Source organism: Streptomyces coryli (assembly GCF_011044975.1).
GTDB classification, from domain to species: Bacteria; Actinomycetota; Actinomycetes; order Streptomycetales; family Streptomycetaceae; genus Streptomyces; species Streptomyces coryli.
Genome location: NZ_JAAKZV010000009.1, coordinates 47496 through 72005, shown reverse-complemented (window position 1 = coordinate 72005; position 24510 = coordinate 47496). Strand labels below are relative to the sequence as shown.

Annotated in this window: 24 protein-coding genes; 11 read left to right on the top strand and 13 right to left on the bottom strand. The window is 71.5% G+C overall.

The window, feature by feature from the left end; translation table 11 throughout:
* On the top strand, positions 1–673 hold a 673-nt coding region (locus tag G5C51_RS04350; protein WP_165231889.1), incomplete at its 5' end, for a LacI family DNA-binding transcriptional regulator.
* A 4-nt stretch (positions 674–677) separates the two neighbouring features.
* Here G5C51_RS04350 and G5C51_RS04345 read toward each other — a convergent pair.
* Positions 678–842 carry a hypothetical protein gene (locus G5C51_RS04345; RefSeq protein ID WP_165231886.1) on the bottom strand — a complete coding sequence of 55 codons (165 nt, stop codon included), beginning with the start codon at positions 840–842 and terminating at the stop codon, positions 678–680.
* 264 nt (positions 843–1106) lie between these two features.
* Here G5C51_RS04345 and G5C51_RS04340 point away from each other — a divergent pair, with 264 nt between their 5' ends.
* On the top strand, positions 1107–2234 hold the full coding sequence (locus G5C51_RS04340) for a PQQ-dependent sugar dehydrogenase (protein ID WP_165231883.1): 1128 nt from the start codon (positions 1107–1109) through the stop codon (positions 2232–2234).
* Positions 2235–2237: 3 nt separating this feature from the next.
* Here G5C51_RS04340 and G5C51_RS04335 read toward each other — a convergent pair whose 3' ends face one another.
* Entirely contained in the window at positions 2238–3584 is a 1347-nt protein-coding gene (locus tag G5C51_RS04335) for an amidohydrolase (protein WP_165231880.1), read from the bottom strand.
* Between the two features lie 65 nt (positions 3585–3649).
* On the opposite strand from G5C51_RS04335, the gene G5C51_RS04330 reads away from it, so the two are divergent.
* Positions 3650–4204, top strand: a complete 555-nt coding sequence (locus G5C51_RS04330) for a hypothetical protein (protein ID WP_165231877.1) — start codon at positions 3650–3652, stop codon at positions 4202–4204.
* Position 4205: 1 nt separating this feature from the next.
* Here G5C51_RS04330 and G5C51_RS04325 read toward each other — a convergent pair whose 3' ends face one another.
* A complete protein-coding gene (locus tag G5C51_RS04325; RefSeq protein ID WP_165231874.1) occupies positions 4206–5753 on the bottom strand; it encodes a class I adenylate-forming enzyme family protein in 1548 nt (515 codons plus the stop codon).
* A gap of 187 nt (positions 5754–5940) precedes the next feature.
* Between G5C51_RS04325 and G5C51_RS04320 the strand changes: the two genes are divergently transcribed.
* Both G5C51_RS04320 and G5C51_RS04315 read left to right on the top strand, forming a co-directional pair.
* Positions 5941–6654: a cyclodityrosine synthase gene (locus G5C51_RS04320; protein WP_276617589.1), complete on the top strand. Its 714-nt coding sequence runs from the start codon at positions 5941–5943 to the stop codon at positions 6652–6654.
* Between the two features lie 4 nt (positions 6655–6658).
* Positions 6659–7867, top strand: coding sequence for a cytochrome P450 (locus G5C51_RS04315; protein ID WP_165231868.1), 1209 nt, complete (start codon positions 6659–6661; stop codon positions 7865–7867).
* 72 nt (positions 7868–7939) lie between these two features.
* Here G5C51_RS04315 and G5C51_RS04310 read toward each other — a convergent pair whose 3' ends face one another.
* The gene (locus G5C51_RS04310; RefSeq protein ID WP_165231865.1) at positions 7940–8497 is read right to left on the bottom strand and encodes a DUF4334 domain-containing protein; all 558 of its coding nucleotides are present in this window, start codon (positions 8495–8497) and stop codon (positions 7940–7942) included.
* A gap of 70 nt (positions 8498–8567) precedes the next feature.
* Complete coding sequence (locus tag G5C51_RS04305; protein WP_165231862.1) at positions 8568–9521, bottom strand: YihY/virulence factor BrkB family protein; 954 nt, start codon at positions 9519–9521, stop codon at positions 8568–8570.
* Positions 9522–9711: 190 nt separating this feature from the next.
* On the opposite strand from G5C51_RS04305, the gene G5C51_RS04300 reads away from it, so the two are divergent.
* Complete coding sequence (locus G5C51_RS04300) at positions 9712–10263, top strand: PadR family transcriptional regulator (protein WP_165231859.1); 552 nt, start codon at positions 9712–9714, stop codon at positions 10261–10263.
* Positions 10264–10401: 138 nt separating this feature from the next.
* Positions 10402–11289 (top strand): GH25 family lysozyme, encoded by an 888-nt coding sequence (locus G5C51_RS04295; RefSeq protein ID WP_165231856.1) that lies wholly within the window; start codon positions 10402–10404, stop codon positions 11287–11289.
* A gap of 63 nt (positions 11290–11352) precedes the next feature.
* Here G5C51_RS04295 and G5C51_RS04290 read toward each other — a convergent pair whose 3' ends face one another.
* Together G5C51_RS04290 and G5C51_RS04285 are read right to left on the bottom strand one after the other, a co-directional pair.
* A complete protein-coding gene (locus G5C51_RS04290) occupies positions 11353–12039 on the bottom strand; it encodes a DUF899 domain-containing protein (RefSeq protein ID WP_165231854.1) in 687 nt (228 codons plus the stop codon).
* 136 nt (positions 12040–12175) lie between these two features.
* Complete coding sequence (locus G5C51_RS04285; RefSeq protein WP_276617592.1) at positions 12176–12829, bottom strand: dihydrofolate reductase family protein; 654 nt, start codon at positions 12827–12829, stop codon at positions 12176–12178.
* Between the two features lie 64 nt (positions 12830–12893).
* Here G5C51_RS04285 and G5C51_RS04280 point away from each other — a divergent pair, with 64 nt between their 5' ends.
* Entirely contained in the window at positions 12894–13808 is a 915-nt protein-coding gene (locus tag G5C51_RS04280; RefSeq protein WP_165231848.1) for a LysR family transcriptional regulator, read from the top strand.
* A 352-nt stretch (positions 13809–14160) separates the two neighbouring features.
* Here G5C51_RS04280 and G5C51_RS04275 read toward each other — a convergent pair whose 3' ends face one another.
* Entirely contained in the window at positions 14161–15147 is a 987-nt protein-coding gene (locus G5C51_RS04275; protein WP_165231845.1) for a helix-turn-helix domain-containing protein, read from the bottom strand.
* A 381-nt stretch (positions 15148–15528) separates the two neighbouring features.
* Here G5C51_RS04275 and G5C51_RS04270 point away from each other — a divergent pair, with 381 nt between their 5' ends.
* Entirely contained in the window at positions 15529–16341 is an 813-nt protein-coding gene (locus tag G5C51_RS04270) for an IclR family transcriptional regulator (protein WP_165231842.1), read from the top strand.
* Here the strand turns inward: G5C51_RS04270 and G5C51_RS04265 are convergent.
* Entirely contained in the window at positions 16334–16930 is a 597-nt protein-coding gene (locus G5C51_RS04265) for a class I SAM-dependent methyltransferase (RefSeq protein WP_165231839.1), read from the bottom strand. The genes G5C51_RS04270 and G5C51_RS04265 overlap by 8 nt on opposite strands.
* 56 nt (positions 16931–16986) lie before the next feature.
* Here G5C51_RS04265 and G5C51_RS04260 point away from each other — a divergent pair, with 56 nt between their 5' ends.
* The gene (locus tag G5C51_RS04260; protein WP_240929368.1) at positions 16987–17766 is read left to right on the top strand and encodes an AraC family transcriptional regulator; all 780 of its coding nucleotides are present in this window, start codon (positions 16987–16989) and stop codon (positions 17764–17766) included.
* Positions 17767–17772: 6 nt separating this feature from the next.
* Here G5C51_RS04260 and G5C51_RS04255 read toward each other — a convergent pair whose 3' ends face one another.
* The 4 genes from G5C51_RS04255 to G5C51_RS04240 are packed head-to-tail and all read right to left on the bottom strand — an operon-like array spanning position 17773 to position 21731.
* On the bottom strand, positions 17773–19068 hold the full coding sequence (locus G5C51_RS04255; protein WP_165231836.1) for an ABC transporter substrate-binding protein: 1296 nt from the start codon (positions 19066–19068) through the stop codon (positions 17773–17775).
* Positions 19069–19087: 19 nt separating this feature from the next.
* Positions 19088–19999: a carbohydrate ABC transporter permease gene (locus G5C51_RS04250; protein WP_165231833.1), complete on the bottom strand. Its 912-nt coding sequence runs from the start codon at positions 19997–19999 to the stop codon at positions 19088–19090.
* Complete coding sequence (locus G5C51_RS04245; protein WP_338118007.1) at positions 19996–20916, bottom strand: carbohydrate ABC transporter permease; 921 nt, start codon at positions 20914–20916, stop codon at positions 19996–19998. Before G5C51_RS04245 ends, G5C51_RS04250 begins: the two co-directional genes overlap by 4 nt.
* Complete coding sequence (locus G5C51_RS04240) at positions 20913–21731, bottom strand: IclR family transcriptional regulator (RefSeq protein WP_165231829.1); 819 nt, start codon at positions 21729–21731, stop codon at positions 20913–20915. The genes G5C51_RS04245 and G5C51_RS04240 overlap by 4 nt, the downstream gene beginning before the upstream one ends.
* A gap of 219 nt (positions 21732–21950) precedes the next feature.
* On the opposite strand from G5C51_RS04240, the gene G5C51_RS04235 reads away from it, so the two are divergent.
* Complete coding sequence (locus G5C51_RS04235) at positions 21951–24500, top strand: YyaL domain-containing protein (protein ID WP_165231826.1); 2550 nt, start codon at positions 21951–21953, stop codon at positions 24498–24500.
* The last annotated feature ends 10 nt before the right edge of the window (positions 24501–24510 follow it).

Sequence of the window (24510 nt, the reverse complement as noted above, 5' to 3'; positions counted from 1 at the left end):
GTGGTGGGGCGAGGGCCGGGTGGACGGCGCGCTGCTCGTCGATCTGCACGACGACGACGCGCGCGTCCCGGCGCTCGCCGCGCTGGAGCTGCCCGTCGTGGCCCTCGGCCCGCCGGACGCGGCGGGGCCGCTGCCCGCCGTGTGGTCCGATGACGGCGCGAGCATGCGGGAGACGGTCGGCTATCTGGCCGCGCTCGGCCACCGGCGGATCGCCCGCGTCGCCGGGCTGCCGGCCCTGGCGCACACCCTGCTCCGCGACGCCGTCTTCGAGGAGGGCTGCCGCGCCGCGGGGCTGCCGGAACCGACGGTGGTGCACACCGACTATTCCGGCGAGGACGGCGCCCGCGCCACCCGCCGGCTCCTCATCGCCGACGACCGCCCCACGGCGATCGTCTACGACAACGACATCATGGCCGTCGCCGGCCTCTCGGTCGCCCAGGAGCTGAGCCTGGACGTCCCCCGCGACCTGTCCCTCGTCGCCTGGGACGACTCCCCCTTCACCCAGGTCGTACGCCCCGCGCTGACCGCGCTCACCCGGGACATCGCGGAGTACGGGGCGCGGGCCGCCCGCACGCTCCTGGCCGCCGTCGATCAGCAGCCCGTGGAGAGCGCGCAGGTACCCGCCGCCCGCCTCGTACCCCGCGGCAGCACCAGCCCGCCGCTGCCGGGCTGACCGCTCACCGACGGGCGCCGAAACCGAACCCGAACCCCCGCCGGCCACCCCGGCCCTCGTCGCCGCGGGCGGCGGCCGCGGCCTGCCGGGCCTGCTCGCGGGCGGCCTCCTGGCGCTGCAGCAGTTCGGTGCGGGCCCGGAACATCTCGTACTCGTACTTCTCGTTCATCGCGGGCTTCCCCTTCCGTGCGGGCCGGTGTGTTCCGGCCGTGCTTCAAAGATCGCTTCCGAGGGAGGTCGCGGACATCGGGTAAGTGCCCGATCTTGAGCTGGGCCGGGTGCCTTAGACGAGGGTGTTTCCGCTGGTCGTAGCCCTAAGACCCCGCCTTAGGGCAGCTCATCGCGGCTTTGGTCTAGGCCAGGTCGCCTCGTCCCAGTACCCTCATCCGTACCAGCGCACCGCCTCCCCCTACCCCCACACCGGAGGCTCACGGTGAAACTTCGCTCCAGAAGCTCCGCGCTCATCGGCTCCCTCTGCCTCGTCGCCACCGTCGCCTTAGGCGCGGCCTCGGCCGCCCCGAAGCCGACGGCGGCCCAGGTCTCCCTCACGAAAGTCGCCACGGCCCAGAACCCCACCGCCGGCACCGCCGGACCCGGCGGCTCGGTCTGGATCGCCGAGCGCGCCGGCACCGTGCGGGTCCTCGGCGACCAGGGACTGAGCGAGCCCGTCCTCGACATCTCCGGCGAAACCACCACCGACGGCGAACGCGGCCTGCTGGGCATCGCGTTCGACAAGGACTTCGCGCACTTCTACATCTCGTTCACGAACCGCGAGGGCACCAGCACCGTCGACGAGTTCGCCGTCGCCGACGGCAAGCTGCGGCCGGACACCCGGCGCACCGTCCTCACCCAGACCCAGCCGTACGCGAACCACAACGGCGGCGACCTCGCCTTCGGCCCCGACGGCTACCTCTACATCGCCCTCGGCGACGGCGGCTCCGGCGGCGACCCGCACGGCAACGGGCAGAACCTCGGCACCCTGCTCGGCAAGCTGCTCCGCATCGACCCGGGCGGCGGCGATCCGTATGCGATCCCCCCGGGCAATCCCTTCGTGGGCACCGCGGGCGCGAAGCCCGAGATCTGGGCTTACGGGCTGCGCAACCCGTGGCGGTTCTCCTTCGACAAGGGCACCGGCGACCTGCTCATCGGCGATGTCGGCCAGAACGCCTGGGAAGAGATCGACTGGGCGCCGGCCGCGAGCAAGGGCGGCGAGAACTATGGCTGGGGCGAGATGGAGGGCAACCATCCGTACCAGGACGGCACCGAGCCCGCGAATCATGTGCCGCCGATCCACGAGTACGACCGGGGCGGGCTCGGCTGCTCGGTGACCGGCGGCTACGTCTACCGCGGCGCGGCCGTCCCGGACCTGATGGGGCAGTACGTCTTCAGCGACTACTGCGACGGCACGCTGCGCGCGCTGCAGATCGAGAACGGCAAGGTGACCGGCGTGAGCGACCTCGGGGCCAACGGCGGCGAGGTCGTCGCGTTCGCGCAGGGCGGCGACGGCGAGCTGTACGTGCTCGACATCGGCGGCGGCGTCTCGCGCATCGGTCCGGCGTAGCTCTTACGTGTCGTACTCCTGGATCCGCCGGCCCTCCCGCCGCTCGGTGAGGGCCGGCAGCCGCTCGGACAGCTCGGCGGCGACGGCCGGGACGTCGACCGTGAGCAGCCGGCGGTCCCGCATCAGCACCCGGCCGTCGACGATCGTCGTACGGACGTCGGCGGCGCGGGCGCTGTGCACCAGCGTGGCGGCGAGGTCGTGCACCGGCTGGGTGTGCGGTCCGGAGAGGTCGACCAGGATGATGTCCGCGCGGTGGCCGGGGGCGAGGGTGCCCACGGCGTCGCCGAGGCCGACGACCGCCGCGCTCTCAGTGGTGGCGTGGCGCAGGGCGCGGCGGGAGGTGAGCCAGGCCGGGTCCTTCTCGGTGGACTTCTGCACCAGGGACGTCAGCGCCAGGGACTCCCAGACGTCCAGGGAGTTGTTCGAGGCGGCGCCGTCGGTGGCCAGGCCGACCGGGATGCCGGCCGCGCTCAGCGCCCGTACCGGCGTGGTGCCCCAGCCGAACTTCAGATAGCCGCGGGGCGCGGTGGCCACGCCGATGCGGCCGTCCGCCGCGCCGAGGAGCGCGATGTCGTCGTCGGTGACGCCGGTGGCGTGCGCGATCAGCAGGTCGGTGCCGAGCAGGCCCGCACGGCGGAGGGTCTCGATCGGAGTGTGGCCGGTGCGGGCGACGGCGGTGTCGGTCTGCTCCTGGTTCTCGGCGGCGTGCAGGTGCACCGGCAGGCCGTGCTCGACGGCCAGCGCGGCGGTGGCGGCGAGGTCGGCCTCGTCGACGGTGTACGGGGCGTGCGGGGCGAGGCAGGTGGTGATCCGGCCGCCCGCGGCGCCGCGCTGCCGCAGCGCGAAGTCCAGCGACCGCTCGCGGCCTTCGGGGCCCTGCGAGGAGAAGTACGCCCACCCGAGCTGGGCCCGCAGCCCGCTGCTGTCGACGGCCGCCGCCACCCGGTCCATGGCGAAGTAGTGGTCGGCGAAGGTCGTGACCCCGCCGCGGATCATCTCGGCGCAGGCGAGCAGGGCGCCCAACTCCACGTCGCGGTCGGTGAGGTTGCTCTCGACCGGCCAGATCCAGTCGTTGAACCAGGTCTCGATCGGCACGTCCTCGGCGAAGCCGCGCAGGGCCACCATGGGCGCGTGCGTATGGCAGTTGACCAGCCCCGGCATGGCGACGCACCCGCGCCCGTCGATCACCTCGTCGGCCGGCACCCGCGCCGCCTGCTCCACGGTGGTGACGGCCGCGATCGCGCCGCCGCGCACCACGATCCCGGCGTCCTCCGCGAAGGTCACCTCGCCGTCCGCGTCATGGACGAGCGCGGCACACCCCGTGATGACGAGCTCCGCTGTCTCCGGCATTACCGCCTCCTGTTCGCCGTCATGGTCCAGCCTTACACCACACGCCGCCGGGTAATCTGCGGCTGGTGACGGATCAAGCACAGCCCCGCGCCGAGGCGCTGCTCATCGGCGGCCGCTCCGGCTCCGGGAAGTCCTCCGTGGGCTGGGAGGTCGCCGCGCAGCTGCGTACGGCCGGGGTCGGGCACGCCCTGATCGAGGGCGACGTGATGGGCGAGATCTACCCGCCGCCCGCGGACGACCCTGACACCTCCCGGATTACGCAGCGCAATCTCGCGGCCGTCTGGGCCAACTACACGGACCTCGGCTGCCACCGGCTCGTCTACACCAACACCGCATGCGTCCTGGCCTCCGAGACCGCCCTCTTCACGGGCGCCCTGGGCGACGGCACCCGCCTGATCCGCGTCCTGCTCACCGCCTCCGACGCCACCGTCCGCGCCCGCCTGACCGGCCGCGAGCTCGGCTCGGAGCTCGACCAGCAGCTGCGCCGCAGCGACCGTATGGCGCGTGTCCTGGACGCGGGAGTGCCGCCGGAGACGGTACGGGTCGCCACCGACGGCCGCGCCGTGCGGGACATCGCCGCCGACGTCATCACCGCCGCGGGATGGAAGCCCGCCGGATAGGTCAGCCCGCCGCCAGCGTCCGCAGCGCCTTGCGGTCGAGCTTTCCGACGCTGGTGAGCGGGAGGCCGCCGAGGATGTGGACGTCGCGGGGGTACTTGTGCGCGGCCAGCTTCCCGCGCGCGTACGCGACCAGCTCCGCTCCGGTCAGCTTGCTTTCCGGGTGCAGTGCCACGTACGCCACCACCTCCTCCCCCAGCCGGCCGTCCGGGCGGCCGACCACGCCCGCCGCGGCGACGTCGGGGTGCGTCACGAGGACGTCCTCGACGTCGCGCGGGTAGACGTTGAAGCCGCCGCGCAGGATGAGGTCCTTCTTGCGGTCGACCACGTACAGATAGCCGTCGGCGTCCACGCGGCCCATGTCCCCGGTGCGCAGCCAGCCGTCGCGCAGGGTCTCGGAGGTCAGCACGGGTGCGTTCCAGTAGCCGGCCATGACGCCGGCCGAGCGGACCCAGATCTCGCCGTCGGTGCCCGCGGGGACGGGGAGTTCGCCGTCGTCGTCGCGGATCTCGACCTCGTATCCGGGCAGCGCCCGCCCCACCGAGCCGGGACGGATCGCGTCGGGGTGCGTCGCGGAGACCACCGAGCCCGACTCCGTGCAGCCGTAGCCCTCCAGGATGCGGCTCGATGGCACCCGGCGTTCCCACTCCGCCCGCGTGTCAGGGGGCAGCGGTGCGGCGCCGCTGTTGACGTAGCGCAGCTGGGAGAGGTCGGCGTCCTCCAGCGGCAGGTCGAGCAGCATCCGGATCATGCTGGGCACCAGGGTGGTGCGGTGCACGCCGTGCTTCGCCGCGAGCTCGAGCCACTCCTGCGGGGTGAACCAGCGCTGCAGCACGCCGAGTCCGGGCTTGGTGGAGTGCCAGCCGGTGAGGGTGACGATGAGCCCGTACGCGTGCGAGAGCGGCAGCGGGACGAGGGTGCGGGTGGAGTCCTCGACGTCGCTGGCCTCGTGGGTGGCGAGGGAACAGGCGTGCAGATTGCGGTGGGTCAGCACGACGCCCTTGGCGCGCCCGGTGGTGCCGCCGGTGTAGAGCAGTGCGGCCGGCTCGTCGTCGCCGCGCGGCGCGATGCCGACGGGAGCGGCGGCCTCCAGCTCCTCGTACGAGGTGACGTCCACGGTCTCCGGCAGCGCGTCCGGCGGCCACTCCCCCGCGACGACGACCCGCCGCAGCCCGGGCGCCTGCGCCGCCGCCCCGGCGACCGTGCCGAGCAGCTCCGGCGACGTCACGATGACCTCGGCCCGCGAGTCGGTGAGGATGTGCGCCAGTTCGGCCGGGCTGACGAGGAAGATGACCGGGGTGACGACCGCCCCGGCGCGCCAGATCGCGTGGTAAGTGACGGGGACCTCGGGGCAGTTGGCCATGAGCACCACGATCCGGTCCCCCGGCCGTACGCCGATCTCCCCGAGTCCGCCGGCCACCCGCCGGCCGCGCTCGAAGAGCTCACCCGACCGGTACGCCTTCCCCTCGTAGACCAAGCTCTCGTGATCGCCCAGCCGCTGGAACGCGGCTTCCGCCAGCCGGGCGAGATTACGGGACTGCTCCTGCGCCATGACGACACCTGCCTCACGATCAGGGATGCAGGGAGTATCGCGGCAGAGAAGTCGGGGCGCAATGCCGCCCGTTGGCCACAAGATCGCCGTTGACACTCTCCGTGCCCAATGGATAACTTATCGGCGTCGTCGCCACACCGGGAGCACGGGGCTCTTTGGGACTAGCGACGCGAAGGATGCTCTGCCGTTGACTACAGCGACCGAGATCCTCGGGATTCAGTCCTTGTTCAAGGTTCAGCCGTACACCGCTCATTGCCAGGTCATCTGCGCTGAGGGTGCTCATGCCTTGATAGGCGTTTCCCCGGGAAACAGCTATTTCTCCGCCCAGCGGGTGCTCGACCTCGCCCGTTGGGGGGTGGATAACTTCGAGACCATCGACATTCTCTATACGGACCGCCATGTCGCCGAGATGTACGAGGCGTTCGGGTACGATCAGGAGCAGGCGCGCCGTAAAGCGGTGAAGAATCTGCGCGGCGTACGGGCCAAGGTCAGGGCGGCCGTCGAGGCCGTCGACCCGGAGGGGCGCCGGGCCCGCGCCCTGGCCCTGTCGGACCTCGCTGACCAGCCGGATTACCGCCGCATCCACGACCACCTGTGGCATCGCCTGGAGACCGACCAGGATTTCCGGGACACCTGCAACGAGCTCGTGGACACTTTCCTGACCGCCAAGGTGCTCGACGGAAAGACCGCGACCGAGGCGCAGCGCGAGGTTTGCCTCCGATATGTCTGTGCGGAGGCCCCGCTCTTCCTCGACACCCCGGCCATATTCGGGGTGCCGTCCTCACTCAACTGCTACCACCAGCTGCTTCCGATGGCCGAACTGCTCTATTCCCGCGGCGCCGGACTCCGCGCCTCCCGCAATCAGGGACACGCCATCGTCACGCCCGCCGAAGGAGACTGAAGTAATGACCGCCGAGGTCCTGCTCGACCACCGCACAGAACCGCTTCTCGACTTCCCCTTCGACGCCCGCGGCGACCGCCTTCCGGAGCAGATCGAGGCGCTGCGCAAGGAACCCGTCAAAAGAGTACGCACGATTGCCGGCGATGAAGCCTGGTTGGTTTCTTCCTATAGCCTTTGCAAGCAGGTATTGGAGGATCCGCGCTTCAGCCTCAAGGACACTTCCGCACCCGGCGTCCCACGCCAGTACGCGCTGACGATCCCGCCCGAAGTCGTCAACAACATGGGCAACATCACGGGTGCGGGGCTCCGTAAGGCCGTCCTGAAGGCGCTCAACCCCAAGTCCCCCGGCCTGGAGGACTGGATGCGCTCCTACGCCGCCGAGCTCATCGACGGCCTGGTCACCGAGGGCGCCCCGGTGGACCTGCGCGGCCGGTTCACCAACCCGTACTCCGAAGGGCTGCACTGCAAGATCCTCGGCCTGCCCTTCGAGTACGCGCCGCGGCTCGCCGCCAGCCTCGACATCGCCTTCATGAACTCCGCCTGCCCCATCACCGGCGCCCGGCTCAACTGGGACCGGGACATCGCGTTCATGGTGGAGCGGCTCGACGACCCGGCCACCACGGGCCTGATGAAGGAGCTCGCGGCGCTGCGCGACGACCCGGACTTCGCCGAGGTGCCGGTCGAGATGCTGGCCACGGTCGGCGTGACCATGTTCGGCGCCGGGGTCATCTCCACCATGGGCTTCCTGACCATGGCGATCTTCTCGCTCATCCAGCACCCGGAGCTCAAGGCGGAGCTGCTGGCCGACCGCTCGAAGGTCCCGGCGGCCGTGGACGAGCTGCTGCGCATCAACCTCTCCATCGCGGACGGCCTGCCGCGGCTGGCCCTCGAGGACGTGCAGCTCGGCGATGTCCTGGTGAAGAAGGGCGAGTTGGCGCTGGTCCTGGTCGAGGGCGCCAACAACGACCCGGAGGCGTTCACCGAGCCGGAGAAGGTCGACCTCACCCGCGAGAACAACCACAGCCACCTCTCCTTCGGCGGGGGCCGGCACTACTGCCCCGCCACCGCCCTCGGCAAGAAGCACGCCGAGATCGCCCTGGAGACGCTGCTGGACCGCATGCCGGGCCTGGACCTCGCGGTCCCGCTCGACCAACTGGTCTGGCGCACCCGCTTCATGAAGCGCATCCCGGAGCGGCTGCCGGTGCTGTGGTGAGCATGTGACCCGGGCACACAGCCGCCACCGGGCGTCCACGCGCCCGGTGGCGGCCGTGTCACCCGGCCCGGCTCAGGGCCGTTCGCGGTGCAGGACGAAGAAGTACGGCTCGGGCATGCCGCGCCGGTCCATCACGCCCAGCAGCGTGTCGTCGTCCACCGCGCGGAAGACATCGATGATCGGCAGGTGGTCATAGATCATTGCGGCACTGACGCTGCCGCGGTACTCCAGATCGCGCAGCCGGGCCCCCGGCGTCCGCGCGCGCAAGAACGGACGGAGGACCGGCAGCATGCGGCGGGCCAGCCGCAGGCTCCGCGCCGGGACCCGGCCGGCCAGTGCCAGCGGCACCCGGCGGGGATCGACCGGGAACACGACGCGGTCCGGGCCCGAGAACAGCAGCGGCTGCACGGTCTCGGGATCGTCGAACTGCTTTCCCCGCCACCCCGATTCGCCCAGCAGACCGCCCCACGGGTGCCCCGTGTCCAGCTCGTCACCGTGCCAGCGGCCGGTCGTGATCGCGTCCACGCGGACCGCGGGCAGGCTGTCGAACAGCTCCCAGGCCTGCGCCGGTGTGCAGCCGCCTTCCCGCAACCTGCGCAATCGCACCGCCGCTGTGTCGACACGCGCCATCTGCATCTCCTCGCCACCGATGTGAGCACCGCGCTGCGATCTTCCCCAGATCGTCCCCGGCGCAGTCCTGTCAGGTGGCCCCGCCCTCGCGCTTCGCCTCGGCCGCCTCCGGGTGCGGCCACTTCCGCGTGTCCCGCGGCTCCACGTACGGCTCCGTCTCCTCCGGCAGGCCCTCCTGGATGGCGTGCTGGCGCGCCAGCTCCGCGTCGAGCTCCAGGCCGAGCAGGATCGCCAGGTTCGACAGCCACAGCCAGGTCAGGAAGATGATGACGCCGGCCAGGGTGCCGTAGGTCTTGTTGTACGAGCCGAATCCCGCGACGTACAGCGCGAACCCGCCGGAGGCGAGCAGCCACAGCAGCACCGCGAGGACGCTGCCCGGGCTGAGCCAGTGGAAGCCCCGGCCGCGCACGTTGGGCGCGCGCCAGAACAGCAGGCCGATCATCAGGATCACCAGCAGGAGCAGCACCGGCCACTTCACCAGGTCCCAGGCGGCCACCGCCTGATCGCCGATGCCCAGGGCATCCCCGGCACGCCGCGCCAGCGGCCCGGTGAAGACCACGATCAGGGCGCTCAGCCCCATCAGCACCATGAGCGCGACGGTCAGCCCGAGCCGCAGCGGCGTCAGCTTCCACACCGGACGCCCCTCGGGCAGGTCGAAGACCGCGTTGGCGGTGCGGATGAACGCCCCGACGTACGCGGACGCCGACCAGATCGCGACGACGAGACCGACGATCGCGACGACGCCGCTGGTGCCGCCGCGGTCGTCCAGCTCCCGCACGGCGTCGGTGAGCAGGTCGCGGACGGCGCCGGGCGCCAGGTGGCGCAGGTTGTCCAGCACCTCGCGGGTGGCCGACTCGCCGATCACACCGAGCATCGAGACCATGACCAGCAGCGCGGGGAAGAGCGAGAGCACTCCGTAGTACGTGAGCGTGGCGGCGCGATCGGGAAGGTCGTCGTCCAGGAACTCCTTCCCGGTCCGCCGCAGCACCGCCCACCAAGACCGCTTCCGCGGGCCGATGTCCATACCCTGCGGGTACCCCGACCTGGCGATTCAACGGCCCCGGAGGTAGGTTCCCTTCGGGAACAACCGCGCCGCGCGGACTGACCACCGCGCGCTGAGGGGGAGTCACCACCGGCCGTGCCCTGACCAGGCGCGTCCGCATGCCCGCGCCGACCCGCTCGGGCACCGCACCATGCACGGGGAGCAATTGCACATGCCCACGTCCCAAGCGAGCCCGGCGAAAGTGCTGCTGGGCCTGCTCGCCGCCGGACCGAGCCACGGCCACGCCCTGAAGCAGCGCTACGACACCCACTTCCCCGAGACCCGCCCCCCGGCGTACGCACAGGTGCACGCGACACTGCAGGACCTCGTCCGGGACGGCCTGGCCGCGCAGGACGCGGCGGCGGGCGGCGGTCCGGAGCGCGCCGGCTACCGCATCACCCCGCGCGGCAGGGCGCAGCTCCAGGCGTGGCTGCACGAGATCGTCCGCCCCGCGCCGTTCGTCGCCGACCAGATACTGACCAAGGCCGTGGTGGCGGTCCTGGCCGGCTCCGCGGACGCTGCCGCCGCCTACCTGGACGCCCAGCACACCGCCCACGTCACCCGCATCGAGCACCTCGAGGCCGCCAGGAGCGCGCCCGGCGCGACCCGCGCCACCGTCCTGTCCGCCGACTACGCGCTCCACCACCTCGCCGCGGACCTGGAGTGGATGAACGAGCTGGCCGGCCGTCTCGACGCCCTCGTCATGGAGCTCAAAACCCGCTGACCACCGCCACAGGAGCAGTCCACTGGCGGCTCGTACAACCCCTTTACGCGCACGCGTTCACGTGCGTCACTCAAGTACGGAACGACAGCACCTCGCTCGTATCGCGCCACGCCATCGCACGTGACACAGGAGGTAGCTATGCCGCTATTCCGTACCCCCCGCACTCCCCTCGCTCCCCGCCGAAGACTGGGCCGCCGCCGCGCGCTCGCGGCCACCGGCGCCCTGGCCGCCGCGTTCGGCATGCTCATCGGGCTCAGCCCCGGCGCCGCCGCCGCGCCCCAGGACGACCCGGTCCCGCTCGGCCACGCCTACATGGGCATGGGCGTCGACAAGGACCAGAACCCGCCCTCCGGCATCGGCATCGCAGGGCACGGCGACGGCGTCCAGGGCATCGACGTCTCGCACTGGCAAGGAGCGATCAACTGGGGCGCGGTGCGCGGCGCCGGCATCCAGTTCGCCTGGATGAAGGCCACCGAGGGCACGACGTACAAGGACCCCCGCTTCAACACCAACTACCCGGCGGCACACGCGGCCGGCGTCATCCGCGGCGCGTACCACTTCGCCCGCCCCAATTCCTCCAGCGGCGCCACGCAGGCGAACTTCTTCGCCTCCAACGGCGGCGCCTGGTCCCGGGACAACCTGACGCTGCCGGGCGTCCTCGACATCGAGAACAACCCGTCCGGCGCGGCGTGCTACGGCCTGTCCCAGACCGCGATGCGCAACTGGATCCTGGACTTCTACAACACGTACAAGGCACGCACGACCCGCGACGTCGTCATCTACACAAGCCCCAGCTGGTGGAACAGCTGCACCGGCGGCTGGAACGGGATGGCCACGCGCAGCCCGCTGTGGGTCGCGCACTGGACCGCGAACCACAGCCCGTCCCTGCCCGGCGGCTTCGGGGCCTGGACGGTCTGGCAGTACACCAGCTCAGGATCGGTGAGCGGCGTGTCCGGGAACGTGGACCGCAATAAGTTCAACGGCTCGCGCGACCGGCTGCTGGCTCTGGCCAACAACACGCCGTAGCGGCTGAGACGCCGGTGCGCGGTCCGCATCCGCCGCGCACCGGTACCTCCGTCCCGCCGGGTGTCAGGCGTCCTCGCCGTAGAGCCGGGCGATGTCCGGGGAGTCGAGCCACTTGCTGTAGGCGGGCGACTGCGGCCAGCCCTCCGGCGAGTCCTGCCACTCCTCCTGGCGGCCGTACGGGAGCAGGTCGATCAGCGGGAAGGTGTGGCTGAGCTGCTCGGTGCCGCGGCCGCCCGTGTGCCAGGTGCGGTAGACGGTGTCGCCGTCGCGGAGGAAGACGTTCACCGCGAAGCCGGCGCCCGGCGGCGCGCCCACGTCGGCGCCGAACGGGCTGTTCGCGGTGGAGTACCAGTCCATCTTGTTGCCGACCCGCCGTTTGTACGCGAGGGCCTCGTCGATCGGCCCCTGGGTGACGATGACGAACCTGGCGTCGTACGGCTCCAGAAAGCCCAGCCGGGTGTACTGCGCGGTGAGGCTCGTGCAGCCGCCGCACTGCCATTCCTTGTCCGGGAACCACATGTGGTTGTACACGATCAGCTGCGACCTGCCGCCGAAGACCTCGGCCAGCCGGACCGGCCCTTCCTCGCCCTCGAGCACATAGTCCGGCATCTCGACCATCGGCAGCCGCCGCCGCTGCGCGGCGATCGCGTCGAGCTCCCGCGTCGCGGCCTTCTCCCGCACCCGCAGCTCGTCCAGCTCGCGCTGCCAGGTCTTGGGGTCGACGACGGGTGGCAGTGCCTTGTCAGTCATGGAGTCCTCCGTAGGTGCCCGGCGAATGGTTCACCTGGGTAGACCCCGGCCGGACCGGAAACTCATCGCCGTAGCGCCCGGCGATCCCCCGTGGCGCTGAGCGGTCCCCCGTGCCGCTCAGCGCCCGTCGCTCCCGTCACCCGGGGTCCCCTCCACCCCGGGTGCCGGGTGTCTGCGGGCGGTAGTCGAGGACGACCCCGCCCGAGCCGAACGGGACGGCCTCCTCCAGCCGCCACTGTGATGGCGTACCGCCGTCGCGGAAGAGCCGCCGGCCCGCGCCGACGACGACCGGGTGCACCCACAGCTTCAGCTCGTCGACGAGACCCGCCCCGAGGAGCGCGTCCGCCAGCCGGCCGCTGCCGTACACCAGGACGTCTCCGGCATGCCGGCGCCTGACCTCCGCCACCGCCGCGGCCGGATCGCCGCCGCCGAGGACGGTGGTGTTCTTCCACTCGGCGCTGCTGAGCGTCGCGGAGACCACGTATTTCGGCATGGCGTTCATCCGGACCGCGAAGTCGCCTTCCGTGTCCTCGAGCCCCGGCCAGGAGGACGCGAAGATCTCGTACGTCGTCCGCCCCAGCAGCAGCGCCTCGCTGGCGAGCAGCTGCTGATGCGCGTACGCCGCGTGCTCGGCGTCGAAGTAGCGCCCGACCCAGGACGGTGTCTCCATGACCCCGTCAAGCGAGAGGTACGTCAGCAGAACGATCTTCCCCGTGCCGTCGTCCGCGTTCAGCAGTACCCCCTCCCTCGACCCGCACGCCGTTGACCAGTCAAGATTGGAATGAGACAACAGCTGCAACAAGGCTGCATAGTGGAACGGTCATTTAGCCGGGCTCAACGACGACGGAGGGGCGATGCTCGAGAGGCACGAGCTGGAGGCGTTTCTCACGCTCGCGGAGGAACTGCACTTCGGCCGCACCGCCGAGCGGCTCCACGTCACCACCGGCCGGATCAGCCAGACCATCAAGAAGCTGGAGCGGCAGACCGGCGCACCGCTGTTCCTGCGCACCAGCCGCAAGGTGGAGCTGACCGACCACGGCCGGCGCCTCTACGACGACCTGCGCCCCGTGTACGCCCAGCTGGCGACTGTCTGGAAACAGGCGGTGACGGCCGGCCGCGGCCTCACCGGCACGCTCCGCGCGGGCTTCCTCGGCGCCGCCGCCGGGCAGCTGGCGGCGCAGGCCGCGGACCTGCTGCGGCGGCGGCATCCGGATCACGAGGTGCAGCTGCGCGAGGTGCAGGTGGCGGGCTGTCTGGAGCGCGTCCGGCAGCAGGACGTCGACGTGCTCTTCCTGCCGCTGCCGCACGACGAGCCGGACATGGTCACCGGGCCTGTGCTGTTCTCCGAGGCCCGGATGCTCGCGGTGCCCGCGAACCATCCGCTGGCCGAGCAGGAGACCGCCTCCATGGAGGACCTCGCCACCATCCCGACGCTGCGCCTCCCCGACGGCGTCCCGCCGGCCTGGCACGCGGACCGTACGCCCGACCGGACGCCTCAGGGCAAACCCATCGAGATCGGGCCGAAGCTGGAGACCATGATGGAGGCCCTGGCGGTGATCGGCTCCGGCGCGGGCGCCCTCACCGTCGGCGCCCAGCTGACCCGCTTCTACAGCCGCCCGGACGTCACGTACCTGCCGCTCACCGACGCCGGACCGCTGGAGTGGGTGCCCACCTGGCTCGCCTCGAGCAGCGGCCCCGCGGTCGACGCCTTCGTGCAGGCGGCCCGGGAGGCGGCGGCGCGGGTGTACTTCGGCGGCCGCGGCGCCTGAGCCACGACAAGGCGGGCAAGGCGGTCGTCGTCAGCGACGAGGTCCTCGCCCCGGCCGCACAGGGCCCGGACTCGATCTGGGCGGCCGACGCCGTCGGAACGCTGCCCGACGACGGGACCCGGCCCGCCTTCACCGGCCCGCTGATCCCGCAGCCGGGCGGCTTCCACATCTACGGCTCACCCCCGGGCTTCACCGGCTTCCACGCCACCGCCTCCGTCGACTGCATGATGCAGCTCTCCGGCGAATCCGTCTGCGTCCTGGAGGACACCGAGATCCGCCTGACCCCCGGCGACTGGCTGATCCTCAACGGCGTCATCCACGCCTGGCGCAACGACGGCACCGAACCGGCGGCTCAGTCGCCCTCGACGCCGGTGAGCAGCGCGTCGCCCAGCGGGGTGCGGGTGTGGATCACGGCGTTCGCGTCGCGGACGCTGACGATGAGACCGGCCTCGCGCAGCACCCGGGTGTGGGCGCTGACGCCGGCCGCGGACAGGCCGAGGCGGCGGGCGAGTTCCGTGGTGGTCGCGCCGTCGGCCGCCGCCTCGAGGACGCGCGCCCGGGTGCCGCCGATCAGCCGCCGCAGCGCGGCCGCGGGCTCGGCGGCGGCGCCCTCCGCCGGGACCGGACGCAGCGGGTATATGAGCGTGGGCGGCAGCGTGGGGTCGGCGAGCGGGATGGGGTTCAGCCAGCAGAAACACGACGGGACCAGCACAAGACCGCGCCCGCCCAGATACAGGTCCCGGTCCATCGGCTTGGGAATCTCCAGTACGGGCGGCCGCCACCGCATCATGGGCATGAACCCGGCCAGCAGCCCCTCGGTCCCCGCGGTCCGCAGCAGCCGGGCCCGTCGCGCCAGGTCGGCCTCCGCGTACCCGGCCATCCGCTCCCGGTCGGCCGCCAGCACCACCCGGTGGTACGCCGCGATGCCCGCCCCGAGGTCCGCGAGCACCTCGCGATCGGCGTCGGCCAGCCGCCGCGCCCACGGCATGAGCCGCTCCGGCAGCTCGACCCGCGCCACTTCGGCGCGCAGCCGGCGCCGCGGGGTGGCGCGCATGGCCTCGATGCCGGCCCGCAGGCCCAGCAGCCCCTCGGGCGGAGTGAGAAAGTCCGGAAAGTACGTGGCATCCGGCGTCAGCGGAAAGAGCACCTCCCGCAGCAGCCGCCCGTGCCCTGCCGCACGCACCGCGGTCCGCGCCTGCCGCCGCCAGTCCCCGTAGGCACCCCTGCCGTACCGGGCACGCAGCATCTGCAGGCTCAGCACCGTCTCCCACATCGGATCGAGCCCGGAGGCCAGCCGCGTGCGCACCAGATCCACGCCCGTGAAGTGGATGCGCAACACGCCTCGCATGCTGCCATAGCCCGCCACCGTTCGTAACCGACGGCAGCCGCCTGACCACACTCTTTAGCTGTCCCGCGAATCTCGGTTGCCCCAACGCCCCTGCTACGGCACAGTCACTTGGCTGGATCGGCGCGGGCAGCCGACGGTGGGCGGGGGGTCGTCGGCTGCCCCCGCACTGCTGCCGCACCGCCTCGCGCGCGTGATCCGGATCGCCGCTCTCCACCGCCTCCAGGATGTCCGCGTGGACGCGGTGGATCACCGCCGGGTCGCGGTGCGGGGCGGTCGGTGCCGCGCATCAGCCCGTACGGCTTCGCAGTCGTGGGTCCCATGTAGCATCCACCATCTGGATGACTTCATGACGACACGAGGGGTGAGGGCTCGATGGCGCGGTCGGGGTCCGCTGGGGCCGGGGGTACCGGCACCGGCACGCAGAGCGTCGAGCGGGCGCTCTCGTTGTTGTCGTATTTCAGTGATGAGCAGCCGGAGCGGCGGATCGCGGAGCTGGTCGAACTGACCGGGCTCGGGCAGTCGACCGTGTCGCGGCTGGTGGCGGCGCTGGAAACGCTGGGTTATCTGGTACGGGACGAGCGCAGTGGGCTGCACCGGATCGGGCCGAAGGTGGTGGAGCTGGCGGGGGTCGCGCTGAATCAGTCGCCGGTGCACCGGGCGGCGCGGCAAGTCGCGCAGAATCTGGCGCATGAGCTCGGGCTCGGGGCCAATGTGGCGGAGCGGCACGGGGATTCGATGTTTTACCTCTGCCACTTCGAAGGGCCGCAGGCACCGCGCGCCTTCACCCTCACCGGGCGGTCCGCGCCGCTGCACTCCACGGCGATGGGGAAGGCGCTGCTCTCCGGCCTCGGCGAGGAGCAGGTGCACGAGGTGATGGGCGCGGCGTATCCCGCCTACACCCCGCACACCGTCACCGACTTCGACGGGCTGCTCAAGGCCCTCGAGGAGGTACGCGCCCGCGGCTACGCGACCGAGGTCGAGGAGCTCGCCTTCGGCCGCGCGTGCCTGGCGGCGCCGGTACGGGACCGGTCGGGGGCGGTCGTCGCCGCGGTGTCCGTATCAGGGTCGCTGTCGGCCATGGATCTGCCGGGACGCCAGGACGAATTGGCGGCGAAGGTGATCGAGGCCGCCGACCTGATCTCCACCAGCCTCGGCTTCATGGCGCACGCGACGCCGCTCAGCTGACCGCGGGCTCGGGCTCCGGCTCGGGCTCGGGCGGCTTGTGGGCCGAGAAGGTCAGCCCGGTGGTCACGCCGAGCGTGATGTCGACATAGCCCAGCGTCTGCAGCCGGGTGAGGAAGGCGGCCGGCTCCACCGGGTTGTAGACATCCCCCTCGTGGAATTCGTGCAGCGGGCTGCTCGGAAGGCTGTCCGCGCCCACCAGCACGCCACCGGGCCGCAGCACCCGCAGGATCTCCGCCAGCAGCCGGTTCTGCAGCGCCACCGTCGGCACGTGGTGGAGCATCGTGAACGACGCCGCCGAGTCGAAGGAGTCGTCGGCGAACTCCAGGGCGCTGCCGCTGCCTTGGCGCACCTCCACGTTCGTACCGGCAAACCGCGCCGCCAGCCGCTCAGCCGCCGCGGCCTCGATCTCGACGGCCACCAGGCGGTCGACCCGGGTGCGCAGCCACTCCGTTGCCGCGCCCGGCCCCGGGCCGACTTCGAGCAACTCCTTCCCGAGATCGGCACGGTCGACGGCGAGCGGCAGGACATTCTCGTGCAGCAGGGCGGCCCACTCCGGGCTCGCGCACAGCTCGTCATGTTCTTTGTTCATGGCGGCCACGCTAGGGACGGCGCGGCAGCGTCCGTAAGGACGTAACCTTCCAGTCAATGTCGAGAAACGGACACGGCGTTGCCCTCGTGCTCATCGGCACCTTCCCGATGCCGGCCGGCACCCGGTTCAGCCGCCACACCCACCCCGTGCACCAGCTGGCCTGGGCGTCCAGCGGCACCCTCACCGTCGACGCGGAGGCGCGGCGGTGGGTGCTCCCGACCACCCGGGCGCTGTGGATCCCGGCCGGAATGCCGCACGAGGTGGTCGCGGCCGCGCACACCACGATGACGTCGCTCTACCTGCCCGCGGTGCCGCGCGAGGCGCCGGAAAAGTGGAGTGGCCTTCAAGCGGTCGAGGTCTCCCGCCTGCTGGCGGAGCTGATCATCCACCTCAACGACCCGGACCTCGGCGCCGGGCACCGGGCCCGCGGCGAGGCACTGCTCCTGGACCTGCTGCGCCCCGCGCCGGTCACCGCGCTCGACGCCCCGCTGCCGGCCGACCCGCGCGCCCGCGAGGTCGCGCAGGCGCTCCTCGACGAGCCCGCGAGCGGCCTGACGGTCGACGCCTGGGGGCGCCGGGTGGGCGCCTCCGGCCGCACGCTGGCCCGGCTGTTCCTGACCGGCACCGGGATGACGTTCGGCCGCTGGCGCACCCTCGTCCGCCTGCAGGCGGCGCTGCCCGCACTGGCCGCGGGCGAGCCGCTCGACCGGGTGGCGCGGGCGGTCGGTTACGAGACGACGAGCGCGTTCGTCGCGGCGTTCCGGCGCGAGACCGGCACCACGCCCGGCGCGTACTTCCGTCCGACCGCCCCCGGCGGCAACGGCCCAACTCCTTGATGAGCGTCACTCCTTGATGAGCGTCGTCACCTCGTCCCGTGCCCGCTTCATCGCGTCCCTCGCCGACGACTGGCCGACCAGGACCGCCTGGACCTGCTTGGCGACGGCCTCCTCGATCTGGGCGTTCTTCGCGTACGCCCAGAACGGGCCGGGCGTCGCCGTCTTGGTGATCTTCTTGGTCCAGTCCGAAGTGAAGGTGTCCGCGGCCACCTTGGGGTCGGCCAGGCCCTTCGCCGTCGTGGGCGGCATCGCCGTCTTGCCGAAGTAGCTGACCGCGGTCGGCACGTCCGAGGTGGCGTGCAGCGCGAAGTCCGCGGCCGAGTCGGAGCCTTCGCCCTTGACCACCGCGAGCACGCCGCCCCACAGCAGGGCCTGCGGGTCGTCGCCCTTCTTCAGTACGGGCCGGGGCACCGGCACCATCGCGTCCGCCAGGTTCTTGTCCTTGGCGGTGGCCAGGGTCGCGCCCTTGCCGATGACCGCGTCGTCGTAGAAGCCGACCGTGCCCTGGCCGAAGAGCGCGCGGGCGTCGAAGCGGTCGACGTCCTTGGCGATGAGCTTGGCGTCGTGCAGCTTCTTGTACCACTCGACGGCGTCGATGGAAGCGTCGTCGCCGATCGTCACCTTGTCGCCGTCGAGGATCGTGCAGCCGAAGGTCTGCATCCAGGGGAAGATGTCCTTGAGCTGCGCGACCTTGGTGGCGGCGGCGTACGGGGTGACGCCCTTGAGCTCCTTCAGGGCGCGCAGCGCGTCCTCGAACTCCGCGATCGTCACGGGGTGTTTCTTGATCCCCGCCTCGTCGAGCAGCTTCTGGTTGCCGATCACGCCGATGGAGCCGGTGGTCCACGGCAGCCCGTACTGCTTCTTCTCGTACTGGCCGCTCGTCAGCGCCACGTCCGTATAGCCGCCCTCGCCGGCCACGTCGCCCAGGTCGACGAGCTTGCCCATCTGCGCGATGGCGGCGAGCCAGGCGATGTCGAGGTGCACGGCGCCGCTGATCTCGCCGCCGTTGAGCTTGAGGGTGAGCTGCTGCAGATATTCGTTGTACGGGTACGCGGTGGTCTTGATCTTCGCCTTGTGGCCGGACTCCCAGCCCTTGACGATCTTGTTGACCTCGGCCTTGGTGGCCTCCTCGTTGAGCGACCAGGAGGTGAAGCCGAAGTTCTTGGCCTTGGCGTCGCCGCCGCTGTCGGTGCTGCCGCCGGAGGGGGCGCAGGCGCCGAGCGCGCCCGCGCCGGCTATGCCGGCCGTCGCGGCGCCGAAGAGTCTGAGGGTGGTGCGGCGGTCGATTCCGGATGTACGCATGCTGGTCTCCTTGAGGCGGTCAGCTCTTCACCGCACCGGCGGTGAGCCCGCCGACGAGGTAGCGCTGCAGGAACATGAAGGCGATGACGACGGGCAGCGAGACGACGAGGGAGGCCGCCATCAGCGCGGGCCAGGCCGTCTGGAACTCGCCGATATACGTGTTCACCAGCCCCGGCGGGAGCGTCATGGTGTCCTTGTCGGCGAGGGTGAGCGCGAAGATGAAGTCGTTCCAGCCGCGGACGAAGGCGAACAGACCGGCGGCGATCATGCCGGGCGCGGCCAGCGGCGCGACGATGGTGTGCAGGGTCCGCCAGCGCGAGGCGCCGTCGATGGCGGCGGCCTCCAGCAGCGCGTCGGGCACGGTGTCGAAGATCCCCTTCAGCATCCACACGCACAGCGGCATGGTGAAGGTCGCGAAGGACAGGATCAGCGCCGTATAGCTGCCCAGGAGTCCGAACTGCCGGAAGACCGCGTACAGCGTGATCAGCAGCAGCGCCTGCGGGAACATCTGCGAGGCGAGCACGAAGTTCATCAGCGACTTGCGGCCGCGGTAGCGGAACTTCGAGAACGAGTAGCCCATGTACGTCGCCACCACCACGCTCAGCAGCGAGGTGAGGACGGCGACGATGACGCTGTTGACCATGTAGTCGAAGAGCGCCTCGTTCTCGGCGAAGGCGCGGAAGTTCTCGAGGGTGAAGTCGGTCGGGATGAACTTCGGCGGGAACTGGAACGCCTGGTCCTTCGGGCTGACGGCGGTGACCAGCAGCCAGTACAGCGGCAGCAGCGCGAACAGTCCGATGACGGCGACGGCGATCCAGGCCGCGACCGACGAGCGGATCTGGTCGGGGCGGCGGCGCGGGCGGCGGGTGCCCGCCGGGTGAGCGCGCCGAGCGGCCGGCGCGGGGGCCTCTTGGGCCAGCAACGTAGTCATTTCGGCTCCCGCTCCGAGGTCTTCAGGTACACCCCGACGAGCACCAGGAGCAGCAGCATCCACAGCCCGCCGAGCGCGGTCGCGTGCCCGAGGTCGTAGCCCTTGAAGGCGTCCTGGTAGACGGCGACGGCGAAGGTCTCCGTGGCGCCGGCGGGGCCGCCGCCGGTGAGCACGTAGATGGTGTCGAAGTGCTGGAAGTTCCAGATGAACTCCAGCAGGATCGTGATCGCGGCGACGGCCCGTACGCCCGGCCAGGTGACGGCGAAGAAGCGGCGCACGGCGCCGGCGCCGTCGACGGCGGCGGCCTCGTGCAGCTCGCGCGGCACGGTCTGCAGGCCGGCCAGCAGCATCACCATCATCCAGGGGAAGCTGGCCCAGGTCTTGGTGATGATCACCGCGAGCATGGCGGTGGTCGGCTCCCCCAGCCAGCTGACGGACTCCTCGATGATCCCGATCTTCATCAAGGCCCCGTTGAGCACCCCGTAGTTGGCGTTGAAGATCCACATCCAGAGGAACGAGACCACGACGCCCGGGATCACCCAGGGGAAGAGGAAGAGCCCGCGCAGGAAGCCGCTGCCCTTCAGCCCGCTGTTCAGGGCCAGCGCGAGCGCGAAGCCGATCACGAACGGGATGGCGGTGGCGCCGACGGTGAAGACCAGGGTGTTCTGCAGCACCGGCCAGAAGTCCCGGTTCAGGACGTCCGCGTAGTTCTGCAGGCCCGCCCAGGTGCGGCCGGGGAAGCGCAGGTCCTGCTTGAAGAAGCCGGTGGTGATCGAGGCGATCAGCGGGTAGAGCACGATCGCCGCGAAGAGCGCCATGCCGGGCAGCGTCAGCAGCAGCGCGAAGGCGCCGTTGGAGAGCTTCTGCCCGTGGCGTTCGCGGGCCTTGGCGGGCGGCGCTATGCCGGTGGTGGTCACGCCCGGCTCCTCTCCGGTACGGCGGCGGCCGGTGCGCCGCGCGGTCCTACGTAGCCGAGGCCGACGCTGATCGAGTCGGCCGCCTCGATCGCCGCCCGGGCCAGCTCCGTCTCGCGCCGGTCGAGGGCGACGGTGGACAGCGGCCCGGAGATGGAGATCGCGGCGGTGATGGAGCCGGTGCGGTCGCGGATGGGGGCGGCGACGCAGCTGCGGCCGTGGGCGAGCTCCTCGACCTCGGTGGCGTAGCCGTGCCGGGCCGCCTTGTCGAGCTCCGCGTCGAGCGCCCGGTGGCTGGTGATGGTCGCGTGCGTGAAACCGTGCAGCTCTGCCTCCGGCAGCAGTTCGCGGCGCTGCTCGGGGGCGAGGCCGAGGAGCAGGCACTTGCCGAGGCCGGTGGCGTGCAGCGGCTTGCGCTGGCCGGTCAGGACGGTGGAGCGGGGGGCCTGCCGGCCCTCGAAGTTGAGCAGGTAGAACAGCGCGGCGCCGTGCCGGATCGCGACATTGGCGCCCAGCTCGAGGCGGGCGGCGAGCTCCTGGGCGAGCTGGCGGGCCTCGCGGTGTACGGGGTGGTTGTTCACGGCGACGCCGCCGAGGGTGATCGGCGCGGTGCCGAGGCGGTACAGGCCGCTGATGCCGTCGCGTTCGACGAAATCCAGCGACTCGAGGGTGGCGAGCAACCGCGAGGTGGTGGACGTGCCGAGCCCGGTGATCCGTACGACGTCGGAGACCCGGAGCTCGGGGTGCCCGTTGAGGAAGACGCCGAGGACGGCCATCGCCCGTTCCACACTCTGGTTGTTGCCCTGATCCGATGCCATCGACCAACTCCAGTGAATCCGACTTGCAACATGCGGGATCGTTGCCCACATATTGCGCGGCCGTCAACCCCTTGTGACTGGCGCAGTTCAGGAAGGTGCCGGATCGCAACCTTCCATGGCGCAGGGGTTTCTGGCGCACCAGGGGTTGACGCCTGTGCAGAGTGTGGACACGCTTCCTGCATTACGCATGGGAGTTGCAACCCGCAGAGGAGCATGTCGATGCCCACGCGCCGGACCTTCGTCAAGGCGTCAGCCGCCACCGCCCTCGCCGCATCCGCGGACCGGACCGGAACGGCACAGGCGGCGCCGGCCGGCCCCGTCCGGCTCGCGGGCGAGCGCGTCCGCATCGACTGGCGCCACACCCCGGACGGCTGGCAGGCGTCCCGGGCCGCCGCCCGCGACGGCCGCGACTGGCGCGAACTCCCGGGCCCGCGCGGCTCCTACGGCATCACCCACGCCCCCGACCCGGCCAAGCCCGACCCGAAGCAGGTCCAGGCCGACCAGGCCGGCACCCACTACGACTTCTGGCCAGAGGACGTCACATCCGACGGCGACGGCCTCACCTTCCGGCACACCCTCCCCTGCGGCAGCCTGTCCGCCCACTGGCGCCCCGACCCCGACCACCCCACCGACATCCGCGTCACCCTCACCTGGACCGCCGCCCAGGACGGCTGGGTGTCGCTGCGCACCCCGACGCTGTGCGCAATCCCCGAATCCCGGCTCGCCTGGGGCACGGTCCCCGGCCTCTGGTACGGGCACGAGTCCAACGCCGACCTGCGCATGGCCGCCGAATACGGCCACGGCCTCCCCGCCGTCCCGCAGCTCGGCTACGACCATCTGGCGACCACCCTCGCCCCGCTCATCAGCACCGACGACGGCCTCACCCTCGCCGCCATCGCCGAGCCGGGCATGGGCCGCGACCCGTACGCGAAGGACGCCATCACCCACCGCGAGAACCGCCTCGCCCTGTCCACCCGCGACCGCGCCGGACACCTGGCCCCGCACCTCGCCCGGCCGGTGCTCGGCGGCGCCGGGTCCTGGACGAAGGCCGGAGAGGAGCGGGTGCTGGATTTCCGCTTCTCGCTCGCCGCCGCCGACTGGTTCGACGTCTACCGGCACGCCATCGAGGACGTCTACGGCTTCTCCCGCTATCTGGACCTCGCCCGCAACGAGCACGCGCTGACCGACCGCCTGGCCCGCATCCAGGGCACCTACATCGCCGACCCGGCGCTCTCCCAGTGGCTCACCGACGACTACGAGGGCACCGAGATCGGCGCCCAGAAGTACAACGGCTTCGTCCAGGGCGCCGACAAGGACGCGATGAAGAACTCCGACATCGGAGCCATGTGGGGCCTGGCCGCCGCCACCGGCGACCCACTGCTGGAGCGCGACCGGCTGCCGTACGTCCGCGCCTTCAAGCTCGCCCAGCAGCAGACCGCCACCGGCCACTACCAGGGCGACCTCAAGGGCCAGTACTACCTCTACAAGAGCAACCGCTTCGTGGAGGAGGGCAATCCGGACGCGGACATCCCCGACTACGTCGAGCCCCTCGCCACCACGTACTACGTCATCACCGACCTCGCCCACATCCTGCTCTTCGAGCCCGGCGACGCCGAGATCGAGGGCCGCATCCGGCTCGCCGCCGACAAGCTGGCCAGCGTCCAGAAGCGCGACGGCTCGTGGGAGGTGGCGACCAACAAGGAGCCGCCGTACGCGGTCACGTACCCGCATCTGACCGAGGATCTGCGGCCCACCTGGTACGGCCTCTTCGTCGCCCACCGGGTCCTCGGCGACGAGCGCTACCTCACGGCCGCGCGGCGCGGCGCCGACTGGTACGTGAAGCACGCCGTCCAGCGCGCCCGCTACCTCGGCTCGACCGGTGACTCCGGCTTCCGCATGGACCTCTCCCTCTCGCAGGGCATCCAGGGCCTGCTCGACCTGGCCGAGGCGACCGGCGAGCGCCGCTACCGCAAGGCGGCCCTGGAGGTCGCCCGCATCCACACCACCTGGGTCTACACCCACCCCCGGCCGTCGGCGGAGCCGCGCACCCGGGACGGCGAGACGTACCAGGCCTGGCAGCTGACCCAACTCGGCCTGCAGAAGGAGCAGAACGACAGCGCCCCGGCCAACGGCCCCATCCTGCTGTCCAGCTTCGCCGGCACCTACCTGCGCGTCTTCCGCCTCACCGGCGAGCCGCTCTACCGGGACATGGCCCGGGCGGCGGCGCTCGGCCGGGACGCGTTCACGGCCGAGGCGCCGGGCGTGCACTCCTACTACTGGCAGACCTTCGACAAGGGCATCGGCGCCTTCCCGCACCACTCCTGGTGGCAGATCGGCTGGATCCTCGACTACCTCCTGGAGGAGGCGCGCACCCGCAGCGGCGGCCGGGTCACCTTCCCCCGCGGCTACTTCACGCCCAAGGTCGGCGGCCAGCAGACCTACGGCTTCGCGCCCGGCACCGTCCACGGCACGAAGGCGACGCTGCGCATCCCGCCGCGGATGCTGACGGCCGACACCCCGCAGGCCGAAGTGCTGGGCGCGCTCGCCGTGGACGGGGAGCGGCTGTTCGCGCTCGTCCTCAACAGCGCGGGCGAGCCGCTGACCGCGACCGTCACCGCGGATCCGGCGAAGCTGCACCCGGAAGGCCCGCGGCAGATCACCGGCATCCACGCGGTCTCCGGCCGCCTCACCGGCGCCGACGCGCCGCGCTTCACCGTCGCACTGCCGCCGTACGGCATGGCGGTCGTCCGGCTGGACCTGCAGAGCTGACCCGCGCACC

Coding starts and splice junctions, on each gene's coding strand:
- G5C51_RS04270 (WP_165231842.1), top strand. CDS start 15,529: ATGGCGCGGTCGGGGTCCGCTGGGGCCGGGGGTACCGGCACCGGCACG.
- G5C51_RS04235 (WP_165231826.1), top strand. CDS start 21,951: ATGCCCACGCGCCGGACCTTCGTCAAGGCGTCAGCCGCCACCGCCCTC.
- G5C51_RS04290 (WP_165231854.1), bottom strand. CDS start 12,039: ATGACTGACAAGGCACTGCCACCCGTCGTCGACCCCAAGACCTGGCAG.
- G5C51_RS04310 (WP_165231865.1), bottom strand. CDS start 8,497: ATGGCGCGTGTCGACACAGCGGCGGTGCGATTGCGCAGGTTGCGGGAA.
- G5C51_RS04305 (WP_165231862.1), bottom strand. CDS start 9,521: ATGGACATCGGCCCGCGGAAGCGGTCTTGGTGGGCGGTGCTGCGGCGG.
- G5C51_RS04240 (WP_165231829.1), bottom strand. CDS start 21,731: ATGGCATCGGATCAGGGCAACAACCAGAGTGTGGAACGGGCGATGGCC.
- G5C51_RS04315 (WP_165231868.1), top strand. CDS start 6,659: ATGACCGCCGAGGTCCTGCTCGACCACCGCACAGAACCGCTTCTCGAC.
- G5C51_RS04280 (WP_165231848.1), top strand. CDS start 12,894: ATGCTCGAGAGGCACGAGCTGGAGGCGTTTCTCACGCTCGCGGAGGAA.
- G5C51_RS04295 (WP_165231856.1), top strand. CDS start 10,402: ATGCCGCTATTCCGTACCCCCCGCACTCCCCTCGCTCCCCGCCGAAGA.
- G5C51_RS04250 (WP_165231833.1), bottom strand. CDS start 19,999: ATGACTACGTTGCTGGCCCAAGAGGCCCCCGCGCCGGCCGCTCGGCGC.
- G5C51_RS04325 (WP_165231874.1), bottom strand. CDS start 5,753: ATGGCGCAGGAGCAGTCCCGTAATCTCGCCCGGCTGGCGGAAGCCGCG.
- G5C51_RS04345 (WP_165231886.1), bottom strand. CDS start 842: ATGAACGAGAAGTACGAGTACGAGATGTTCCGGGCCCGCACCGAACTG.
- G5C51_RS04265 (WP_165231839.1), bottom strand. CDS start 16,930: ATGAACAAAGAACATGACGAGCTGTGCGCGAGCCCGGAGTGGGCCGCC.
- G5C51_RS04300 (WP_165231859.1), top strand. CDS start 9,712: ATGCCCACGTCCCAAGCGAGCCCGGCGAAAGTGCTGCTGGGCCTGCTC.
- G5C51_RS04260 (WP_240929368.1), top strand. CDS start 16,987: ATGTCGAGAAACGGACACGGCGTTGCCCTCGTGCTCATCGGCACCTTC.
- G5C51_RS04255 (WP_165231836.1), bottom strand. CDS start 19,068: ATGCGTACATCCGGAATCGACCGCCGCACCACCCTCAGACTCTTCGGC.
- G5C51_RS04335 (WP_165231880.1), bottom strand. CDS start 3,584: ATGCCGGAGACAGCGGAGCTCGTCATCACGGGGTGTGCCGCGCTCGTC.